At 37.6% G+C, this 15059-nt stretch carries 13 protein-coding genes and 1 pseudogene; 4 read left to right on the top strand and 10 right to left on the bottom strand.

Annotation, left to right across the window (positions count from 1 at the left end; genetic code table 11):
* The 4 genes and pseudogenes from AC33VI_RS15775 to AC33VI_RS15760 all read right to left on the bottom strand — a co-directional run.
* Positions 1-255, bottom strand: a pseudogene (locus AC33VI_RS15775) (alanine dehydrogenase); the annotation flags it as partial.
* Positions 256-507: 252 nt separating this feature from the next.
* Entirely contained in the window at positions 508-1950 is a 1443-nt protein-coding gene (locus tag AC33VI_RS15770; RefSeq protein WP_491783226.1) for an FAD/NAD(P)-binding protein, read from the bottom strand.
* Positions 1951-2696: 746 nt separating this feature from the next.
* Positions 2697-3572, bottom strand: a complete 876-nt coding sequence (locus AC33VI_RS15765) for a metal ABC transporter permease (RefSeq protein ID WP_491783225.1) — start codon at positions 3570-3572, stop codon at positions 2697-2699.
* A gap of 60 nt (positions 3573-3632) precedes the next feature.
* The gene (locus AC33VI_RS15760) at positions 3633-4406 is read right to left on the bottom strand and encodes a metal ABC transporter ATP-binding protein (protein ID WP_491783224.1); all 774 of its coding nucleotides are present in this window, start codon (positions 4404-4406) and stop codon (positions 3633-3635) included.
* A 92-nt stretch (positions 4407-4498) separates the two neighbouring features.
* Here AC33VI_RS15760 and AC33VI_RS15755 point away from each other — a divergent pair, with 92 nt between their 5' ends.
* Positions 4499-5539: a metal ABC transporter solute-binding protein, Zn/Mn family gene (locus AC33VI_RS15755; RefSeq protein ID WP_491783223.1), complete on the top strand. Its 1041-nt coding sequence runs from the start codon at positions 4499-4501 to the stop codon at positions 5537-5539.
* A gap of 253 nt (positions 5540-5792) precedes the next feature.
* Here AC33VI_RS15755 and AC33VI_RS15750 read toward each other — a convergent pair whose 3' ends face one another.
* The 5 genes from AC33VI_RS15750 to AC33VI_RS15730 all read right to left on the bottom strand — a co-directional run bounded on the left by AC33VI_RS15750 (position 5793) and on the right by AC33VI_RS15730 (position 12152).
* A complete protein-coding gene (locus AC33VI_RS15750) occupies positions 5793-7091 on the bottom strand; it encodes a CO2 hydration protein (RefSeq protein WP_491783222.1) in 1299 nt (432 codons plus the stop codon).
* Positions 7092-7181: 90 nt separating this feature from the next.
* Positions 7182-8696: an NADH-quinone oxidoreductase subunit M gene (locus AC33VI_RS15745; RefSeq protein ID WP_491783221.1), complete on the bottom strand. Its 1515-nt coding sequence runs from the start codon at positions 8694-8696 to the stop codon at positions 7182-7184.
* Between the two features lie 96 nt (positions 8697-8792).
* Positions 8793-10643 (bottom strand): NAD(P)H-quinone oxidoreductase subunit F, encoded by a 1851-nt coding sequence (locus tag AC33VI_RS15740; RefSeq protein ID WP_491783220.1) that lies wholly within the window; start codon positions 10641-10643, stop codon positions 8793-8795.
* Between the two features lie 158 nt (positions 10644-10801).
* A complete protein-coding gene (locus tag AC33VI_RS15735; RefSeq protein ID WP_491783219.1) occupies positions 10802-11638 on the bottom strand; it encodes a prephenate/arogenate dehydrogenase in 837 nt (278 codons plus the stop codon).
* A gap of 190 nt (positions 11639-11828) precedes the next feature.
* On the bottom strand, positions 11829-12152 hold the full coding sequence (locus AC33VI_RS15730) for an STAS domain-containing protein (protein WP_491783218.1): 324 nt from the start codon (positions 12150-12152) through the stop codon (positions 11829-11831).
* Positions 12153-12605: 453 nt separating this feature from the next.
* Between AC33VI_RS15730 and AC33VI_RS15725 the strand changes: the two genes are divergently transcribed.
* The 3 genes from AC33VI_RS15725 (at position 12606) to AC33VI_RS15715 (ending at position 14497) form a co-directional block, all read left to right on the top strand.
* Positions 12606-13523 (top strand): alpha/beta hydrolase, encoded by a 918-nt coding sequence (locus tag AC33VI_RS15725; protein ID WP_491783217.1) that lies wholly within the window; start codon positions 12606-12608, stop codon positions 13521-13523.
* Positions 13524-13603: 80 nt separating this feature from the next.
* Positions 13604-14125 carry a cofactor assembly of complex C subunit B gene (locus AC33VI_RS15720; RefSeq protein ID WP_491783216.1) on the top strand — a complete coding sequence of 174 codons (522 nt, stop codon included), beginning with the start codon at positions 13604-13606 and terminating at the stop codon, positions 14123-14125.
* Between the two features lie 30 nt (positions 14126-14155).
* Positions 14156-14497, top strand: coding sequence for a hypothetical protein (locus AC33VI_RS15715; protein ID WP_491783215.1), 342 nt, complete (start codon positions 14156-14158; stop codon positions 14495-14497).
* 1 nt (position 14498) lies between these two features.
* On the opposite strand, the gene AC33VI_RS15710 is transcribed toward AC33VI_RS15715, so the two are convergent.
* Complete coding sequence (locus AC33VI_RS15710) at positions 14499-15017, bottom strand: adenine phosphoribosyltransferase (RefSeq protein WP_491783214.1); 519 nt, start codon at positions 15015-15017, stop codon at positions 14499-14501.
* Positions 15018-15059 lie beyond the last annotated feature (42 nt).

Genomic DNA, 15059 nt, shown 5'->3' with positions numbered 1-15059 from the left:
GTAAGTTTTATTCGGCAGCAGCATTGAAATCGGAACTTCTTTAATTCCCAACAGCAGATCGCACATCTCAAGATTTTCTGCTAGTGGAATACCTTGCTCTAAATATTCGGAATCGGCAAAGCAGCGATCTGGACTGGGCTGGACAAATATTTGTAAGTCGCGCTCTTTATCTAGCAAGTATCGGCATTGCTTTGGTGTTAACGGTACTCTAGAATCAGTCTTAATTTTGCCTTCTCTAACGATTCCTACTTTCATAATTGGTAGTGTGGTTTATTAGATATCGAGCGTTTCATCACATATTCCTCACGTTATGTTTTTATTGTTGAATGCGAACTCAAGTCAGTTAAAAGTAAAGAAATGAAACGACTAACAATGCTAAAATTCCGAGGTTAGGTATTTATAGCCGTACAAGATTATATTAGGATAAGTTAAGTTATTAGCTCGTAGGTAGTAGGTAAACAGGAGTAAATAACGTCCTAACTTAAATACCTAATGCTTGAAAAAAGTTTAAATCAAAACCTCAGCTAATTTTTGAGAAAGATTAAAAATACGACCGCAACTTTCAGCGTGCCATATTTTCAACTTATCATTAATATTACCTGCAACTAAAGGTCCCATTAAATAAAAATTCTCGTTGGCTTCAAAATCTCCAGTCATTTCAAAACCAATTTTAGATTCATTGGGAGTACATACCCCATTGCTAACCAAGTTTTGAATCAGAGTAGAAGTAGATTTAGTTAGATCTTGAAAACCAGCACAGTTAATCACTACTTTGATGGTTTCGTTATAAACTTCTAGTTCTTGGCTATCGGAATTAATAAATTCAAATCCTCTTTTACTTTTTATAGTACGAATAAACTTGCCTTTAATGAAATCAAGTCTGCCTTTAGCTAGTAGCTTATCTACTACATTAAGATAATCTTGCCCCGCACGTCTTTGATATTTGCCGATTTTCACTCCATACCTAATGATAAACATTTTTTGCTCTTCAAAATCGAGCATATTAAGAGCGGTAATTATTTCTTGGGAAATAAGGCGATAAGTACCATCAATGGTTTCCCCTTGGGCTAGAACATTTTTAATGTCTAGTTTGAATGCTTCAAAGATCTCTTTGGCAGTAAATTTTTCTTGTTCGATCAAAGCTTTGAGATTTTTAGCCACAAAAGAAGTAGAGTTAGGATTGTTGTAAATGCGATGGGGAAATTGGGCATTAGGGGAAACAACAATAAATTTGCTAATTAAATTCTTGGCTTCAGAAATGTTATTGAGACTGTAAAGAGTTTCTAAAGCACTAGCATTTGAACCGATAATTAAGACTTTATTGTCTTCAGGAGTATCAGATTGTTCGAGAAATTTGATAACTGTCTCAATGTTGCTACTTTGGGAAGGTTCATACATATTGGCAATCGCACAGATATCTCGATCTGCTTCACTCTGAGCAAAGTTACTGAGGAAAGAAGCTTTATTTGGAGGGCTACCAATAGCTAAAACTATTTTCTCAGCTACCAAAGATAGATCTTCTTGAGAATTTGCCAAGTCAACTTGATATTGTTTATCTGCTAGTTTTTGTACATTCAATACTTCTCCCTCAAAGAGATCGCATTCTAAATATTCTTGATTTTTACCTTCTGTTAGTAACGTTTCTATTTGCTCTTTTAAATACCAACCAAAAATATAGCGGGGCAAAAATAATTCGTCCCAATGACCTGCAACCATTACCGCTTCGTAAGATTTCAGCCATTGTCGATCGAATATTCCAGGGCGAGATTGTAGAGAGTGTAATACAACATCGTAATTATTGGTTAACCAAGTGATAAAAGATTGTCTTTCCATTGGAGGTAAAAATTCTTTGAGGGCAGTAATAATTAGAGATTGCTTGCCAGTTCTACTTCCATAGGGAATACCAGTCCAAAATTCTCCTGATTTATCTAAAACGGCTACTCTAATCAAGTTATTGGGTATACCTTTAGGAGTATGACTAAATTTTTTTTGATTAAGGAAATGTAGTGAATCAAAGTGTAGGTGCAAGAAATACCCGATCCGACGATAGCTAAATCGTAAGTATTTTTTTGGCAAATAGCTTTTTGTGTACTTGAGTTTTGAGGGTCTATATTTTTCATTTTAAATTCAGACTATATGACTTCGTATAATTTGGGTTTAAAAAAAAGTAAGTAAAAGTAATCGCTAAAAAGCTATTTAAATAGGTTTAAAAATGGAAATACAAAGCATAAACACTCTGGCTACCTAATACATTTAATTTCGATTTTTAGGCGCAATAATCCAAAGTTTTTTAGCTTTTCAAGTTTCTATAGCTCGATTAAAAACATATAATCATCATGAGATATATGTTTTCAAAGTTGTTTTCTAGATTTTATGTTGAAGATCTTGTAATTGGTGCGATCGAGATCGTTGCTGTTTTCAAAATTATCGAGTATGATTATTTTGCTTTTAAAATACAATTTAAAAACTAATAAAAAGCTATACAGACTGATTTTAAATAGTTTGAATAATTTTTGATTATTAAAAGAGTAGTTAGTAGTTAGTAGTTAGTTCAATTAATTAGTAGATTTTGAGAGGGTACTTAGACCCAATAACAATAACTAATAACTAATAACTAATAACTAACCAAAGGTTAAAGCCATTTAATCGTGAGGAAATTAATTAGAATGACTATAAATACTTTCTAATTACAGTGACTAGTTATTTCTTATCCTCAACCAACTCAAAATTCTTGATTTTAATTCAGGAGTGGTAAAAATTCCTTGACTGGGACTAAAGAATAAAGCTAATAAGAAAAAAAACAAAATTACCATCACGATCGCAGCACCAGAAGGAAGATCGAAATAGTAGCTACAATACATTCCCGTGATGCTAGAAATTGCTCCAATAATTGAGCCTAGGAACATCATTTGATGTAGTTCTTTAACCAATAAATAGGCAGCGATCGCAGGACCGACGAGAAGGGACATCACTAGTAACACGCCGACAGTTTGCATACTAGCAACAATGGTTAAGGAAATCGCACATACCAAACCAAAATAAAGCAAGTTGACGGGTAAGCCACAGGCTTTTGCTCCTAAAGGATCGAAGGTATAAAATTCTAGTTCTTTATAAAAAAGCTTGGTTAAAACTAAAATAACAAGGGTAATAATTATCGTGCGCCAAACATCAGCACTGGTAACTCCTAAAATATCGCCGAATAAAATTTCATCCAGATTAATGCGATCGGTTTTGAGAGAAGTAATTAAAATAACTCCCAAAGCTAAAAAACTCGTCAGAGTTAAAGCCATTGCTGCATCGACTTTAATTCGCGATCGCGTTTGAATGCCCATTACTACCAAAGCACTCAATACCCCCGCTACAAATGCGCCAATGGCAATATTTATCTCTAGAAAGAAAGCGATGGAAATTCCTGGTAAAACCGCATGAGAAATTACCCCACTCATCATGCCCATTTGCTGCAAAATTAAATAACTGCCGACTACCGCACTGAGAATTCCTAAAGATAAGCCAATGGCGATCGCCTGGCGCATAAATTCAAATTCTAAAGGTTCGGTTAACCAAGTCAGCATAGTAGCTACAAATTTTCCGCACAAATCCATTTGTTGGGATGGGGAAAGAGTTAATTCTATTTATCTACGGGTAGAAGGCTGTTGTTTATTTTTATCACTAGAGGAAATAATTATATTTTTAATATTAAAAGAATAATTGCGATTGTAAGCTTTATTAATGTTTTCGTTGCTTAAGACTGTTTCCATCGAACCAGCAGCAATCAGCCTCTTATTCAATAACAATAAGTAGTCGTAGTTTTCTAAAGTTTCGCTCAGATCGTGACTGATAACTAACAAAGTTTTTTGTTGGGCTTTGAGTTCGGCAAAAATATCGAAGATGATGGTTTCTGTTTGGCGATCTACATTATTAAAAGGTTCGTCAAATAAAAACAATTCAGCATCTTGGGCGATCGCTCTAGCTAAAAAAACGCGCTGTTGCTGTCCTCCTGAAAGTTCTCCAATTTGATACTTGCGATATTGCCACATTCCCACTCTTTCTAAGGCTTGACGTACTAAAAGGCGACAATGTTTACTATAGCTTTTAAACCAACCTGTAGAGTTGATTCGACCCATTAAGACCACTTTTTCCACTGTCACGGGATAGTCCCAATCGATTTGCGATCGCTGAGGTACATAAGCTATCTTGCTTAATTGCTGCTTGACGGGCTTATTCTTCCACGTAATTGTACCCCTTGTCGGAGTTACCAAACTCAAAATAGATTTTATTAGAGTGCTTTTTCCCGCACCATTAGAGCCGAGCAAACCTACTACTTGTCCTGGTTGTAGGTTAAAAGAAACGTCTTCTAATGCCGAAGTATAACGATAATTTACACTCAAATTGCGAACTTCTAGCATGGGAAGATAATAATTGGAATCATTATCATTCTACATTATAATAATTGGAATCATTTTCATTTTTATTCGCTTCGCAAGTAATTTTAGGTTAGATGTTTAATAAGTCTTGGGTCAAAAGTGTTTTCAGTCTGGCTATCTTAAGCTCTGTAGGGTTCTTGAATAGTTGCAGTCTCAAAAGTAGCAACAATATTGCTCGTGCTGACGATAAGCCTAAGATAGTCGCCTCTCACAGCGTTCTGTGCGATCTAATTCGCTCTTTGGCAGAAGATACAATCGATCTAACCTGTTTGATAGATGGCGATCGTGATCCCCACGCCTACAATCCTACCCCTTCGCAACTTAAAGCGATGGAGGAAGCTCAATTAATTTTATATGGTGGCTATCAACTAGAACCAAAAATCATTAACTTAATTGAAGCTAGCGAAACTCAAGTTCCCAAACTAGCAGTGTACGAACAAGTAGTTACCGAGCCAATTTTGAGCCAACACGACCATGGAGACCATGAAGACCATGAAGACCATGGAGAACATGAAGACCATGAAGAACATGGAGACCATGAAGACCATGAAGACCATGGAGAAAAAAAAGAATTAGAACCAGATCCTCATGTTTGGCACAATGTAGAAAATGTAGTTGCAGCGATCGAACTTATTCAACCGATTTTATTGCAGCTAAATAGTTCAGAAGCAGAAAGATACTTACAAAACAGTAGCAATCTAACCGAACAACTCTGGCAACTAGATGCTTGGATTAAAGAACAAATTGCCACTATTCCTGAAGGAAGAAGAATCCTAGTGACCAATCACGATTCATTTAATTATTTCGTTCGAGCTTATCATCTAGAAGACTATAAAACTCTCCAAGGAGTTAGTTCCCAAACTACGGCTACTGCTTCCCAACTTAAAGAACTAGCAGGAGAAATAGAACAATTAGAGATCCCAACTATCTTCGTCGAAACTAGTACCAGCGATCGCGTGATGAAAAATGTCGCTAAAGCAGCCCAGGTTGAATTAGCAACAGAACAACTGTTTGCCGATGGCTTAGGAACGGCAAATAATTATAGCGAAATGATGGCTCACAATGTCTGCGCGATCGTTAATGGTTTGGGAGGAGAATGTCAAAGTTTCAATTAAATTTATCTGAATTTCCCCCAATCCCTAATCCCTTATGCGTAACGCTACCCTTTAGGACGAACCAATAACTTAGAGGGTACAAAAATTAACTAAAACGACTATATTTCATAACCAAGTAAACAGAGTTAGAAATAAAGAAAAGAAAAAAGCCATTCCTGCAATTGCCATTACTTCCAACGAATCATTTTGATAGTTCATGATTAATTAATTGTCAATTGTTCTTTGCCCAATGCCTATTTATCCATCACCCAACCTAACGATAATCCTGAGACTGAATATCGCTCAAACGAGCTTCAGCACGCAAAAAGCGATTTAGTTGAGATTCAAAAAACTCGCGGTTTTTCTGCAAATGTTGGGGATTGGGATCGTCTATGGGATATAACAAAGCCTGACGTAAAGCTTGAATTACCGCAGAGGTAACGTTGTACATAGATCGCTGAAAGGTAATACCCAATTGAATTAATACATCATCTTTTCCGCGACAGTATTTTTGATAATATTCTTGGAGATAATCGGGAAGGAAATGATACATATCATCCATTAATAATGTGGGAGGAATACCCGCAGTGCCAACGGGGAAAACATCGGCGTATAAAATACCGTAATGAAAATCTTTTTGATCGTCGGGGACTTGTTTGGCTTGGGCATTATAAGATTTTGTACCTCTAAAAGGGGCAGTACGATAAAAAACTGCTTCTACATAGGGTAATGCTGCTTCATACAGCCAAGTAAAACCCTTCGATTTGGGAATAATTTCGTAGCATTCATCCCCAATATAAACATGATGGTAAATCGGTCTACCCGCTACCGCAAAGATACCGTTAACTAAAAAGTCCATCGCATCAGGAACACCTTTAAATCCGCCCTCATCATAGATATCAGACATTTCAAAAAATACCGGTGCCATTACTTCCCAAAATAAGCCCAAGTTGGAATAGTAAGATAGCTGTCGCACCTGTTCGAGAAACATATCGGGAAATAGCTTATACAATCCCAACATCACAGGATTATTTTTAAAATAAGCTTTAATTGCCTTATCTGCGTTTTGTTTGTATTCTTCCGTATCGAGATAGGCATCAAACTTACCCCAGCCCATATCCCTACCGTGCCATAGCATCGCTCGCATACAAGCTTCGGCAAATTCCATATTAATGCGATCGTGCCACAAGTGATGAAATAACTTGGACATTTTGCGGGTATTGCCCTTTTCTATAAATTCGAACAAGTCTGGATGTGTTGAAGCTTTGCCCCGCCAAACTTGAAGATCGGCGTTTTCATCTGCATAGTGATTAGGTAAATCTAAATAAGATTTAGGTAAAAAATATTTAAAAAAGGGAAGCGGATTTAAAAATACTCTCTCGGCGATATAGAGTAAGTCGCGCCAGTAGAAATCCATAGGAACAGCATAGGCTTTGTAGATACCAATAATCTGCATTAGATTTTCTGGCGTATCGGGTAACATCGAACCCCCTGCTTCTAGACGATGAATTACATCGGCGAATTCATGATTGGAAGGAGGTAGTTTGGTTGGTTTAATTGGAGTGGCAGTCATTGTTGATAGTTGATAGATAATTGACGATTGGTAGAAACGTTATGAGATTTAATTTATTCCAGAGACACGGAAGTTATTTATTAGTACTACTTAATTGTTTGATTTAATTGTCAATTGTTCCCTGTCCATTGCTATCTGTTCGATTTGATTGACGTTTACTGCTAGTAAATTGGTTGTAGGTTCTGTCCAACGTAATAACCAGTTGGGTTGAATGCCGAGGAAAAGAATAATTGCCGTTAAGACAAAAGCAGGAATGCTTTCCGAACGAGATACAGTAGGGTAATATGCCGAACTGTTGTCTAATTTGCCGAAACAGGTGCGGTTGAGCAGAATAACAAAATAAACCGCCGTCAAGCCAGAAGCAACAATGCACAATAGTGTAGGAATGGGAAAAGTGCTAAAACTACCCTGGAAGATAATAAATTCTGCGACAAAACCAACTAAGCCAGGAATACCCGCGCTAGCCATTCCCGCCATAATTAATAAGGCACTAGTGAGGGGTAAGCCTCGTATGGGGTTCATTAAACCATTGAGAACATCTAGATCGCGAGTGCCAACTTTTCTCTCCACAATACCTACTAAGTGGAATAGCAAAGCCAAAATTAAACCGTGTCCGATCATCTGGGCTACTGCACCTAAAATACTCAGCTTCGTCCCAGCAGCAGCAGCAACTAAGATATAGCCCATATGTCCGATGGAACTGTAAGCTACCATCCGCTTAATATCCCTTTGGGCGATCGCATTTAACGCCCCATACATAACGGAAACCGTACCAATAATTGCCAAACCTGGAGCAACAATCGACCAAGCATCGGGAAATAATTGTAGGGCGAAGCGAATTAAACCATAAGTCCCCAGCTTGGCTAAGATACCACCTAATAGAATCGTAATGGCGGGGGAAGCTTCGGTGTAGGCATCGGGTAGCCAAGTATGGAGGGGAACTAGAGGGATTTTAATTCCAAAACCAATTAATAATACCGTGAGCAAAATCAATTGGGTGGTTAAAGATAAACCTTGAGTAGAAATAGTGTCGTAGTCAAAACTACTAACCCCATTTAAAAAGCCAATACCTAAGAATGCTGCCAGAATTAGTAATCCCGATACCGCAGTGTAAAGAAGAAACTTGGTTGCTGCATAGCCTCGTTTTTCTCCTCCCCAAATTGCGATCGCTAGATAAAAAGGAATTAATTCTATTTCGTAGAATATGACGAATAGTAATAAGTTCTGGGCGGTTAATGCTCCCGTGATTCCTGCATTAATTAAAAGCAACAAGGAATAATACAGCCTAGGTCTTTCGACATCTTTACCAATGCTATAAATAGCAATGATGGTGAGAAAAGCATTGAGGACTAACAACGGTAGAGACAAGCCATCTACCGCCAAACTGTAATTCAAGCCAATCGGTTCGATCCAGGGTAAATACTCGCTGAATTGCCAGCCAGTATTAGCAAGATCGAATTGAGTCAATAAATATATAGTCCAGACAAAAGTTAAAACTGCAAATACTGTCGCCAGATTGCGTAATTTAACTGCATTTTTTTTTCCTGGAGAGAAACCAATGATACCAGCCCCAATTACGGGCAATAAGAGTAAGAAACTAAGCATTTTTCCTTTATATTAAACATTTTGTTATTTGAAGTATTGAGCAAATAAAAACGATCTACTAACAACTAACAACTAACAACTACGAACAAAGTCAGTTCAAAAAGATATTTGTGTAATTAGGGGATAGCAAACTATGGCAATAAATAAGGTGAGTCCTAGAAGGATCGAAATTACATAAGACTGGGTTTGACCAGAGGTGTTGTATTTCAAACTTTCACCACTAAATAAAGTTGCCAAGCCCAGAAAATTGATCGCACCATCTACTAAAAAGCGATCGCACCAATAAACTAATTTAGAAATTAAGCCCACTACAAATACAATAGTGACGCGATAAAATTTCTCGGTGTACAGATCGTAAGTAAAAAAGTCTTGTACTGCCTTGGGTTTTAGCTGAATGGGTTTAGTAATATTGTCATTAAGGTAAATAAAACTAGCAGCACCTACACCCAAAACAGTAGTTGCAGTCAAAGCACCAGCAACAGTTAAATCTAAATCGGCAAACTTAGGCAGCAAACCCCAGCGATAGAGCATGATTGGTGCGTGTAAAGCCAATCCTATTCCTACAGTCATCGGCAACACCAAACTCCACAATCCTTCGGGCGAGCGCACGGTCATTTGTTTGGTTTTTCCCCCAAAAACCGAGCAGAATTCGCGGGTTAAGCTAAAAGCAGTTAAGCCGTTAACTACTACCATGACTCCCACTAGCCAAGGATGACTTTCCCAGAGATGTTGTGCCATTTCCGTTAGCGTCCAAAAACAGCCAAAGGGAGGAAATGCTACTAAAGCAGCACCACCAACGAGAAAACCGATGCCAGATATGGGACGACGCGACCACAAACCGCCATATTGGGTTAAATCTTGGGTAATCGTATTTAATACCACCCCACCAATACTCATTACTAGTAAAGACATGGCGATCGCATAAGTAAATAGTAGTTTTAAAGCCGTAATATCTTGTTGCGTACCTACGGCAATAAATACCAGACCCATATAAGCACTGACAGAATAGGATAAAGAGCGTTTAATATCTATCTGGGCGATAGCAATTAATCCCGCACCAATGGCAGTAGTTGCCCCCACAGCTATCATAAAGCTAGAAGCAGTAGAAGATAGTGCCAAAACTGGTTGTAACTTGATCAGCACCCAAGCGCCAGTAGAAACCACAATCGTATTTCTTAAAATTGTTCCAGGCATTGGGCCTTCCATCGCCTCATCTAGCCAGAGATGTAGGGGAAATTGAGCGCATTTCGCTAAAGGACCTGCAATTAACGCCAAGCAAAGCAATGTTGCTACATTGGGGTCGATGTCTGTAGTTTGCGCCCAAATAGCCAGTTCTGTATAGTTCCAAGTTCCAGCCAAAGGTAATAAAGCGACCACTCCCATAAGTAGGATTAAATCTCCTACCCTTTTGGTGAGGAAAGCATCTCGCGCTACTGTAACTACTAAAGATTGGTTAAACCACAAACCGATTAATAAATAAGTACCTAATGTCAGAATCTCTAACACCACATAGCTAAAGAAGAGAGAGTTACATAAAACTAAGGCGGACATTCCTGCTTCAAATAAAGCCAGCATAGAAAAAAATCGCGCCCAACCCCAGTCCATTTCCATATAGCCGACGGCATAAACTTGAGCCAAAAGATTCAAGCCTGTAATCACTACCAGGGCAGCGAGGTTAATTGTAGAAATTTCAATATCTAAAGAAATATCCAAACCCGCAGCTTGAAGCCAAGGAAAAGATAAGTATTGAATGGGTTGTTGCCAAGTCTCCAGTAGAGCAAAAATACTGTGAATTAATGCCATCAAAGTCATTAAGATATTAATATAGCCTGATGGTCTCGGCCCCGTATTGCGAATAATTCCAGGCGACCAAGGAATAGCCAATAATGCACCTGCCAGGGCATATACAGGCACTAGCCAGATGCTTTGATTAAAAAACTCATTCATAGATTTATTACTATGTTTTGGGTGTTACCGATTTATTTATATCTATTTAGATTAGATTATAGTATTTACTCTATGAAAAACAAAATATAATTGTTTTATAAGAATGATAAGCCTTAGAGAAGGTTGTTTAAAATAATATTAAGATTAATTGATTAAAATTAATTCAAAAACTTCGGTCTAGCTTGACCATTGCCGTGTAAAACTGCTTCCAATTCTTGCCATTTTTCAATTTCGATTAGTTCAATGGTTCGATCCAAACAATCTCGATAGCCATAGAGCGAGCGCAATAATTCTTCTCGATTGTATTTTGCCATCATTACGCCTAATTCGGGATTGCCACCACCAACCCGACTAGTATCGCGAAAACCAGAACTAGCCAAAATTTGCGCCAGTTTTAGAGTATCTGGATCTGCTTGCAAACAATTTTGAATCAAACTAGCACTAACCATGACAGGTAAATGAGAAATCAAACTCACCGCGCGATCGTGAACCTTGGCATCGCAAACATAGGGTATGGCATTCAATTCTAAGGTGAGAGATTTTAATTTTTCTACGTCTTCGGGTTTGTTTTGTTCTGTAGGGGTAAAAACATAAGCCGCATCGGCAAATAAATCAGATAAGGCAGCTTCTACACCACTTTCACTAGTACCCGCCATGGGATGTCCGCCGATAAAATTTTGCCACAATGGATTGCAAGATTGAACAATGGGATATTTAACCGAACCTACATCGGTCACTATAGCTTCGGGATTAAGATGGGGAAGAATTACTTTCAGGGTAGATGCGATCGCGCCAATTGGCGTACAGATAACTACAATTTCCGCATCTGCTAATAAAGCAAAATCCACACCAGCCCGATCGGCAATACCTTTTGACAAAGCAATTCTACAAGTATTTTCTTGGCGAGATATACCGATAATATAGTGTCCTTGCGATCGCCAATCTAAGCCCAACGAACCACCAATTAATCCTAAACCGACAATACCAATTTTCATGTTTAATTTTTGCTTGCGCTCCTTCACTACTATAAGAGGGAATAGGGAATGGAGAATGGGGAATTAAAAACAGTATTTTTTACTTAAGTTTCTTATCAGAAAATGACTATTAAATAAAAAAAACAGTGGATAAGTTAGGTTATCTACTGCTTTTTCTCTATTGAAGATCGAGATTGTTCGGCTACAAGCATTAACTCTTATGCAACTGCTGCTCGAACTCTTGGCGATCGCTCAAAATCGCAAAGTATTCGTCCATGCTAGTTAATTCAAACAGCATTTTGATCTGATCGTTAATCGAACAAAGAAAGAAATCAACTTCGGCAACCTTAAGAGATTTAAAGGCTTTAACTAAAGCTCCTAAGCCAGAGCTATCCATAAAGGTAACATTACTAAAATCAACTAGAATAGTGTGTACGCCACTATCTATACTTTGATTAATCTGATGTTGAAAGTCATCAGTTTTAGTTCCATCTAAAATGCCTTCTGGTTCAATTATTTGAACTACTGAATTCATATAGTAAAAAAAAAATTAAGATTATAAACTATGAAGTAAGTATAGCAAACTAAATGTCATATAACGAGCGCAATTTGCTTTTATGGAAAAGATAATCAAACCTTGTTCGAGATAGATCGGAAACAATTAGTTTAGTCTCGGCTAACAAGATCTGAAATTGCCGTATATTCTCGTTTTTAAGCATAAAAGAGTTAAAAACAAGGTTATATTCGTGGAATAGATCTTAAGGTACGTAAGTATAATTTACGACAAAATCAAATTACGTTGGGAAATATAGTAAGAAATAGAGCCGATTGAGATTGATAGCAGAATTAAATAGGACAGAAGTAATTTAGGATTGTCATATATTTGTTTAAATCGTTTTTCTGGAATTGAATGGGATATACTCGATTAGTAATTAACGAGCGATCGTCAATAGCATCTAAATATTACTAATTAGGGTTCTTAAGTTTCTTGTTTTTAGTTAAAAGTAAATTAAATTATATTTTTCTGGCTGCGATCGCAACTATTATCGGGCTAAATATTTCAGGTTATTTAGGAGCTTATGCTTTAACTAACTATCGAGAAAAAGAACAAATAGCATTAGGATATCCTCGTCCCCAAAATAAAAAAACACCCCAAGATTTTAATTTACCTTACAGGGGCGATCGCATTACAATTGACAACAACCAATGGATTGAAACTTGGTCGATCGAAACTCATAAACCAATTTCCCAAGGTACGGTAGTTTTATTTCACGGTAAAGGGGTTAGTAAAAGCAGTTTACTTGCTCCCGCAAAAACATTTCATCACCTGGGCTATGATAGCGTTTTAGTTGATTTTCGAGGGGCTGGAGGTTCTAGCGGTCATAAAACTACGGTGGGAGTAATCGAGAGCCAAGATGTAGTCACTGTCGTCAAAAAATTAAAAGCATTGCAACCAGATAAGCCTCTGATTTTGTATGGTATTTCTATGGGTACTGCTGCTATCCTAAGAGCGATCGCCCTACAAGAGATTCAACCAGACGGGATTATTTTAGAACTTCCTTTTACTAGTCTTTTGAGTGCTGTTAAAACCAGATTAAAGAGGTCGAATATTCCTCCTTTTCCTTTAGGTGAATTGATGGTTTTCTGGGGCGGAATTCAGCATGGTTTTAATGGTTTTGCTCACAATCCTCTAGACTATGGGCGAAAAGTTAATTGTCCGACTCTGATTTTACAAGGAGAATTAGACTCTACGGTTAATAATTCGGAGATACAGAAACTGTATGACAATATTGACGCGAGAAAACAACTAGTTAATTTTAAAGATGGGGGGCATCAAATCTTGGTTACTGTCGATCCTGTCTTATGGAAAAATAGCGTTGCCGACTTCCTGAATAGTCTCAACTGAAATGACCATAAATGAAATAAGCAGCATGAATTGAGATATAGTCAAGAATATTGTCATATTTATTAAATAATTTTTTTCAAGTGAATCTGCCAGTTATATCTTCGACCTTTTTTCTCACCTTATTAATGGCGATTGGATTGTTTTTCTTTATCCGCGCTTCAGTCAAAGATCGCACTAAACAAATTCAACTTCTGCCATCAGAATCAGAAGATGTTTTATTGAAAAAGTTACAAGATTATTTTGAGTCGAGGGCTTATCAACTTACCACAGTAGATCCAGAACAGAAACGAATTACTTTCAAAGGATTCGTTCAACCTAGTATTTTTCTGGCAACATTACTAACTTTCTTGGCGTTTGTGGGTTTTTCCTGCTTGGCTTTAGTCTTGTTTCTTTTATTTCCCAATGCGAATAACTTAGTTTGGCTTTTAGTGGTGCTAGCACCTCTGGCTGGTGTCTTTTATTGGCAAAAAGCAGGACGTTGGGAAGAAATAATCTTGGGGGTAGTAACTCGCCAAGATAGCCCCAATTTAGTCAGTATTTCCGCCCATAGAGATGAATTGATTCAGCTAGAAGCAAATCTCTCCGTCCAAACTGTAGACTAGATTAGTAATTTAGTTAAAGGTGCGATCGCTATGAAATATTTGTGTTCTTCTCTTTTGTTTTTCTGTCTAATGGCGACAGGAAGTAGAGTATTTGCAGACAATTCACCCAAATCCAAATCCAACGACGTGGCATATCCCGCGGAATTTGTTCGGCAATATAATACAGAATGCGTGCAAATTTCTTTAGACAAAGGATTGAGCGAAGCAGAAGCCAAAAAACTTTGTGACTGTACTCTGAAAAAGTTTCAAAGTCAATATAAACTGGAAGAATTTAAGCAGTTAACTGACAACTCTCTCCAAGATGAACAAGCTGAAGGAGTTTTAGTAGAAGTAGGACAAGTTTGTTTTGAACAAATACTATATCAACAGTAATTTAATACTCAATTAGATTGATAACTGGAACTCCCGTTAGTTTTTCCCTACCTCTCAAAGCCATCAGTTCGATAATAAAAGCACAACCAATTATTTGAGCGTCAACTTGCTTGACTAATTCAATGGTCGCTCCCGCAGTACCTCCTGTGGCTAAGAGATCGTCTACAATTAAGACTTTAGACTGGGGTGCGATCGCGTCTTGGTGGATTTCTAAACTGTCTTGACCATATTCCAAATCGTAAGTTACTGAATGTACTGCCGCAGGTAACTTTCCCGGTTTACGTACTGGTACGAATCCTGCATTTAACTTATAAGCTAGGGGAGTGGCAAAAATAAATCCCCGCGATTCCATTCCCACAATATAATCTGGAGTAAAATTAGCAGCCTGACATTTTTCCGCCAAACTATCTATGGTATGACTCAATCCTTGAGGATTATTTAATAAAGTTGTAATATCTCGAAATAAAATTCCTGGCTGAGGAAAATCTGGGATATCGCGAATTAGAGATTTGAGTTCCATATCAGTAAATTTAGATTAGATTAGTTTTTATAGCTGTGGCAT

This window comes from Waterburya sp., from assembly GCF_058530065.1.
The sequence above is the reverse complement of the archived record's forward strand: the minus strand, read 5'-3'. Positions and strand labels throughout refer to the sequence as shown.

What these genes read in the sequence shown, in the direction of transcription:
- AC33VI_RS15735 (WP_491783219.1), bottom strand. Translation starts at nt 11,638, where the DNA reads ATGAAAATTGGTATTGTCGGTTTAGGATTAATTGGTGGTTCGTTGGGC.
- AC33VI_RS15765 (WP_491783225.1), bottom strand. Translation starts at nt 3,572, where the DNA reads ATGCTGACTTGGTTAACCGAACCTTTAGAATTTGAATTTATGCGCCAG.
- AC33VI_RS15755 (WP_491783223.1), top strand. Translation starts at nt 4,499, where the DNA reads ATGTTTAATAAGTCTTGGGTCAAAAGTGTTTTCAGTCTGGCTATCTTA.
- AC33VI_RS15715 (WP_491783215.1), top strand. Translation starts at nt 14,156, where the DNA reads ATGAAATATTTGTGTTCTTCTCTTTTGTTTTTCTGTCTAATGGCGACA.
- AC33VI_RS15740 (WP_491783220.1), bottom strand. Translation starts at nt 10,643, where the DNA reads ATGAATGAGTTTTTTAATCAAAGCATCTGGCTAGTGCCTGTATATGCC.
- AC33VI_RS15745 (WP_491783221.1), bottom strand. Translation starts at nt 8,696, where the DNA reads ATGCTTAGTTTCTTACTCTTATTGCCCGTAATTGGGGCTGGTATCATT.
- AC33VI_RS15730 (WP_491783218.1), bottom strand. Translation starts at nt 12,152, where the DNA reads ATGAATTCAGTAGTTCAAATAATTGAACCAGAAGGCATTTTAGATGGA.
- AC33VI_RS15760 (WP_491783224.1), bottom strand. Translation starts at nt 4,406, where the DNA reads ATGCTAGAAGTTCGCAATTTGAGTGTAAATTATCGTTATACTTCGGCA.
- AC33VI_RS15750 (WP_491783222.1), bottom strand. Translation starts at nt 7,091, where the DNA reads ATGACTGCCACTCCAATTAAACCAACCAAACTACCTCCTTCCAATCAT.
- AC33VI_RS15710 (WP_491783214.1), bottom strand. Translation starts at nt 15,017, where the DNA reads ATGGAACTCAAATCTCTAATTCGCGATATCCCAGATTTTCCTCAGCCA.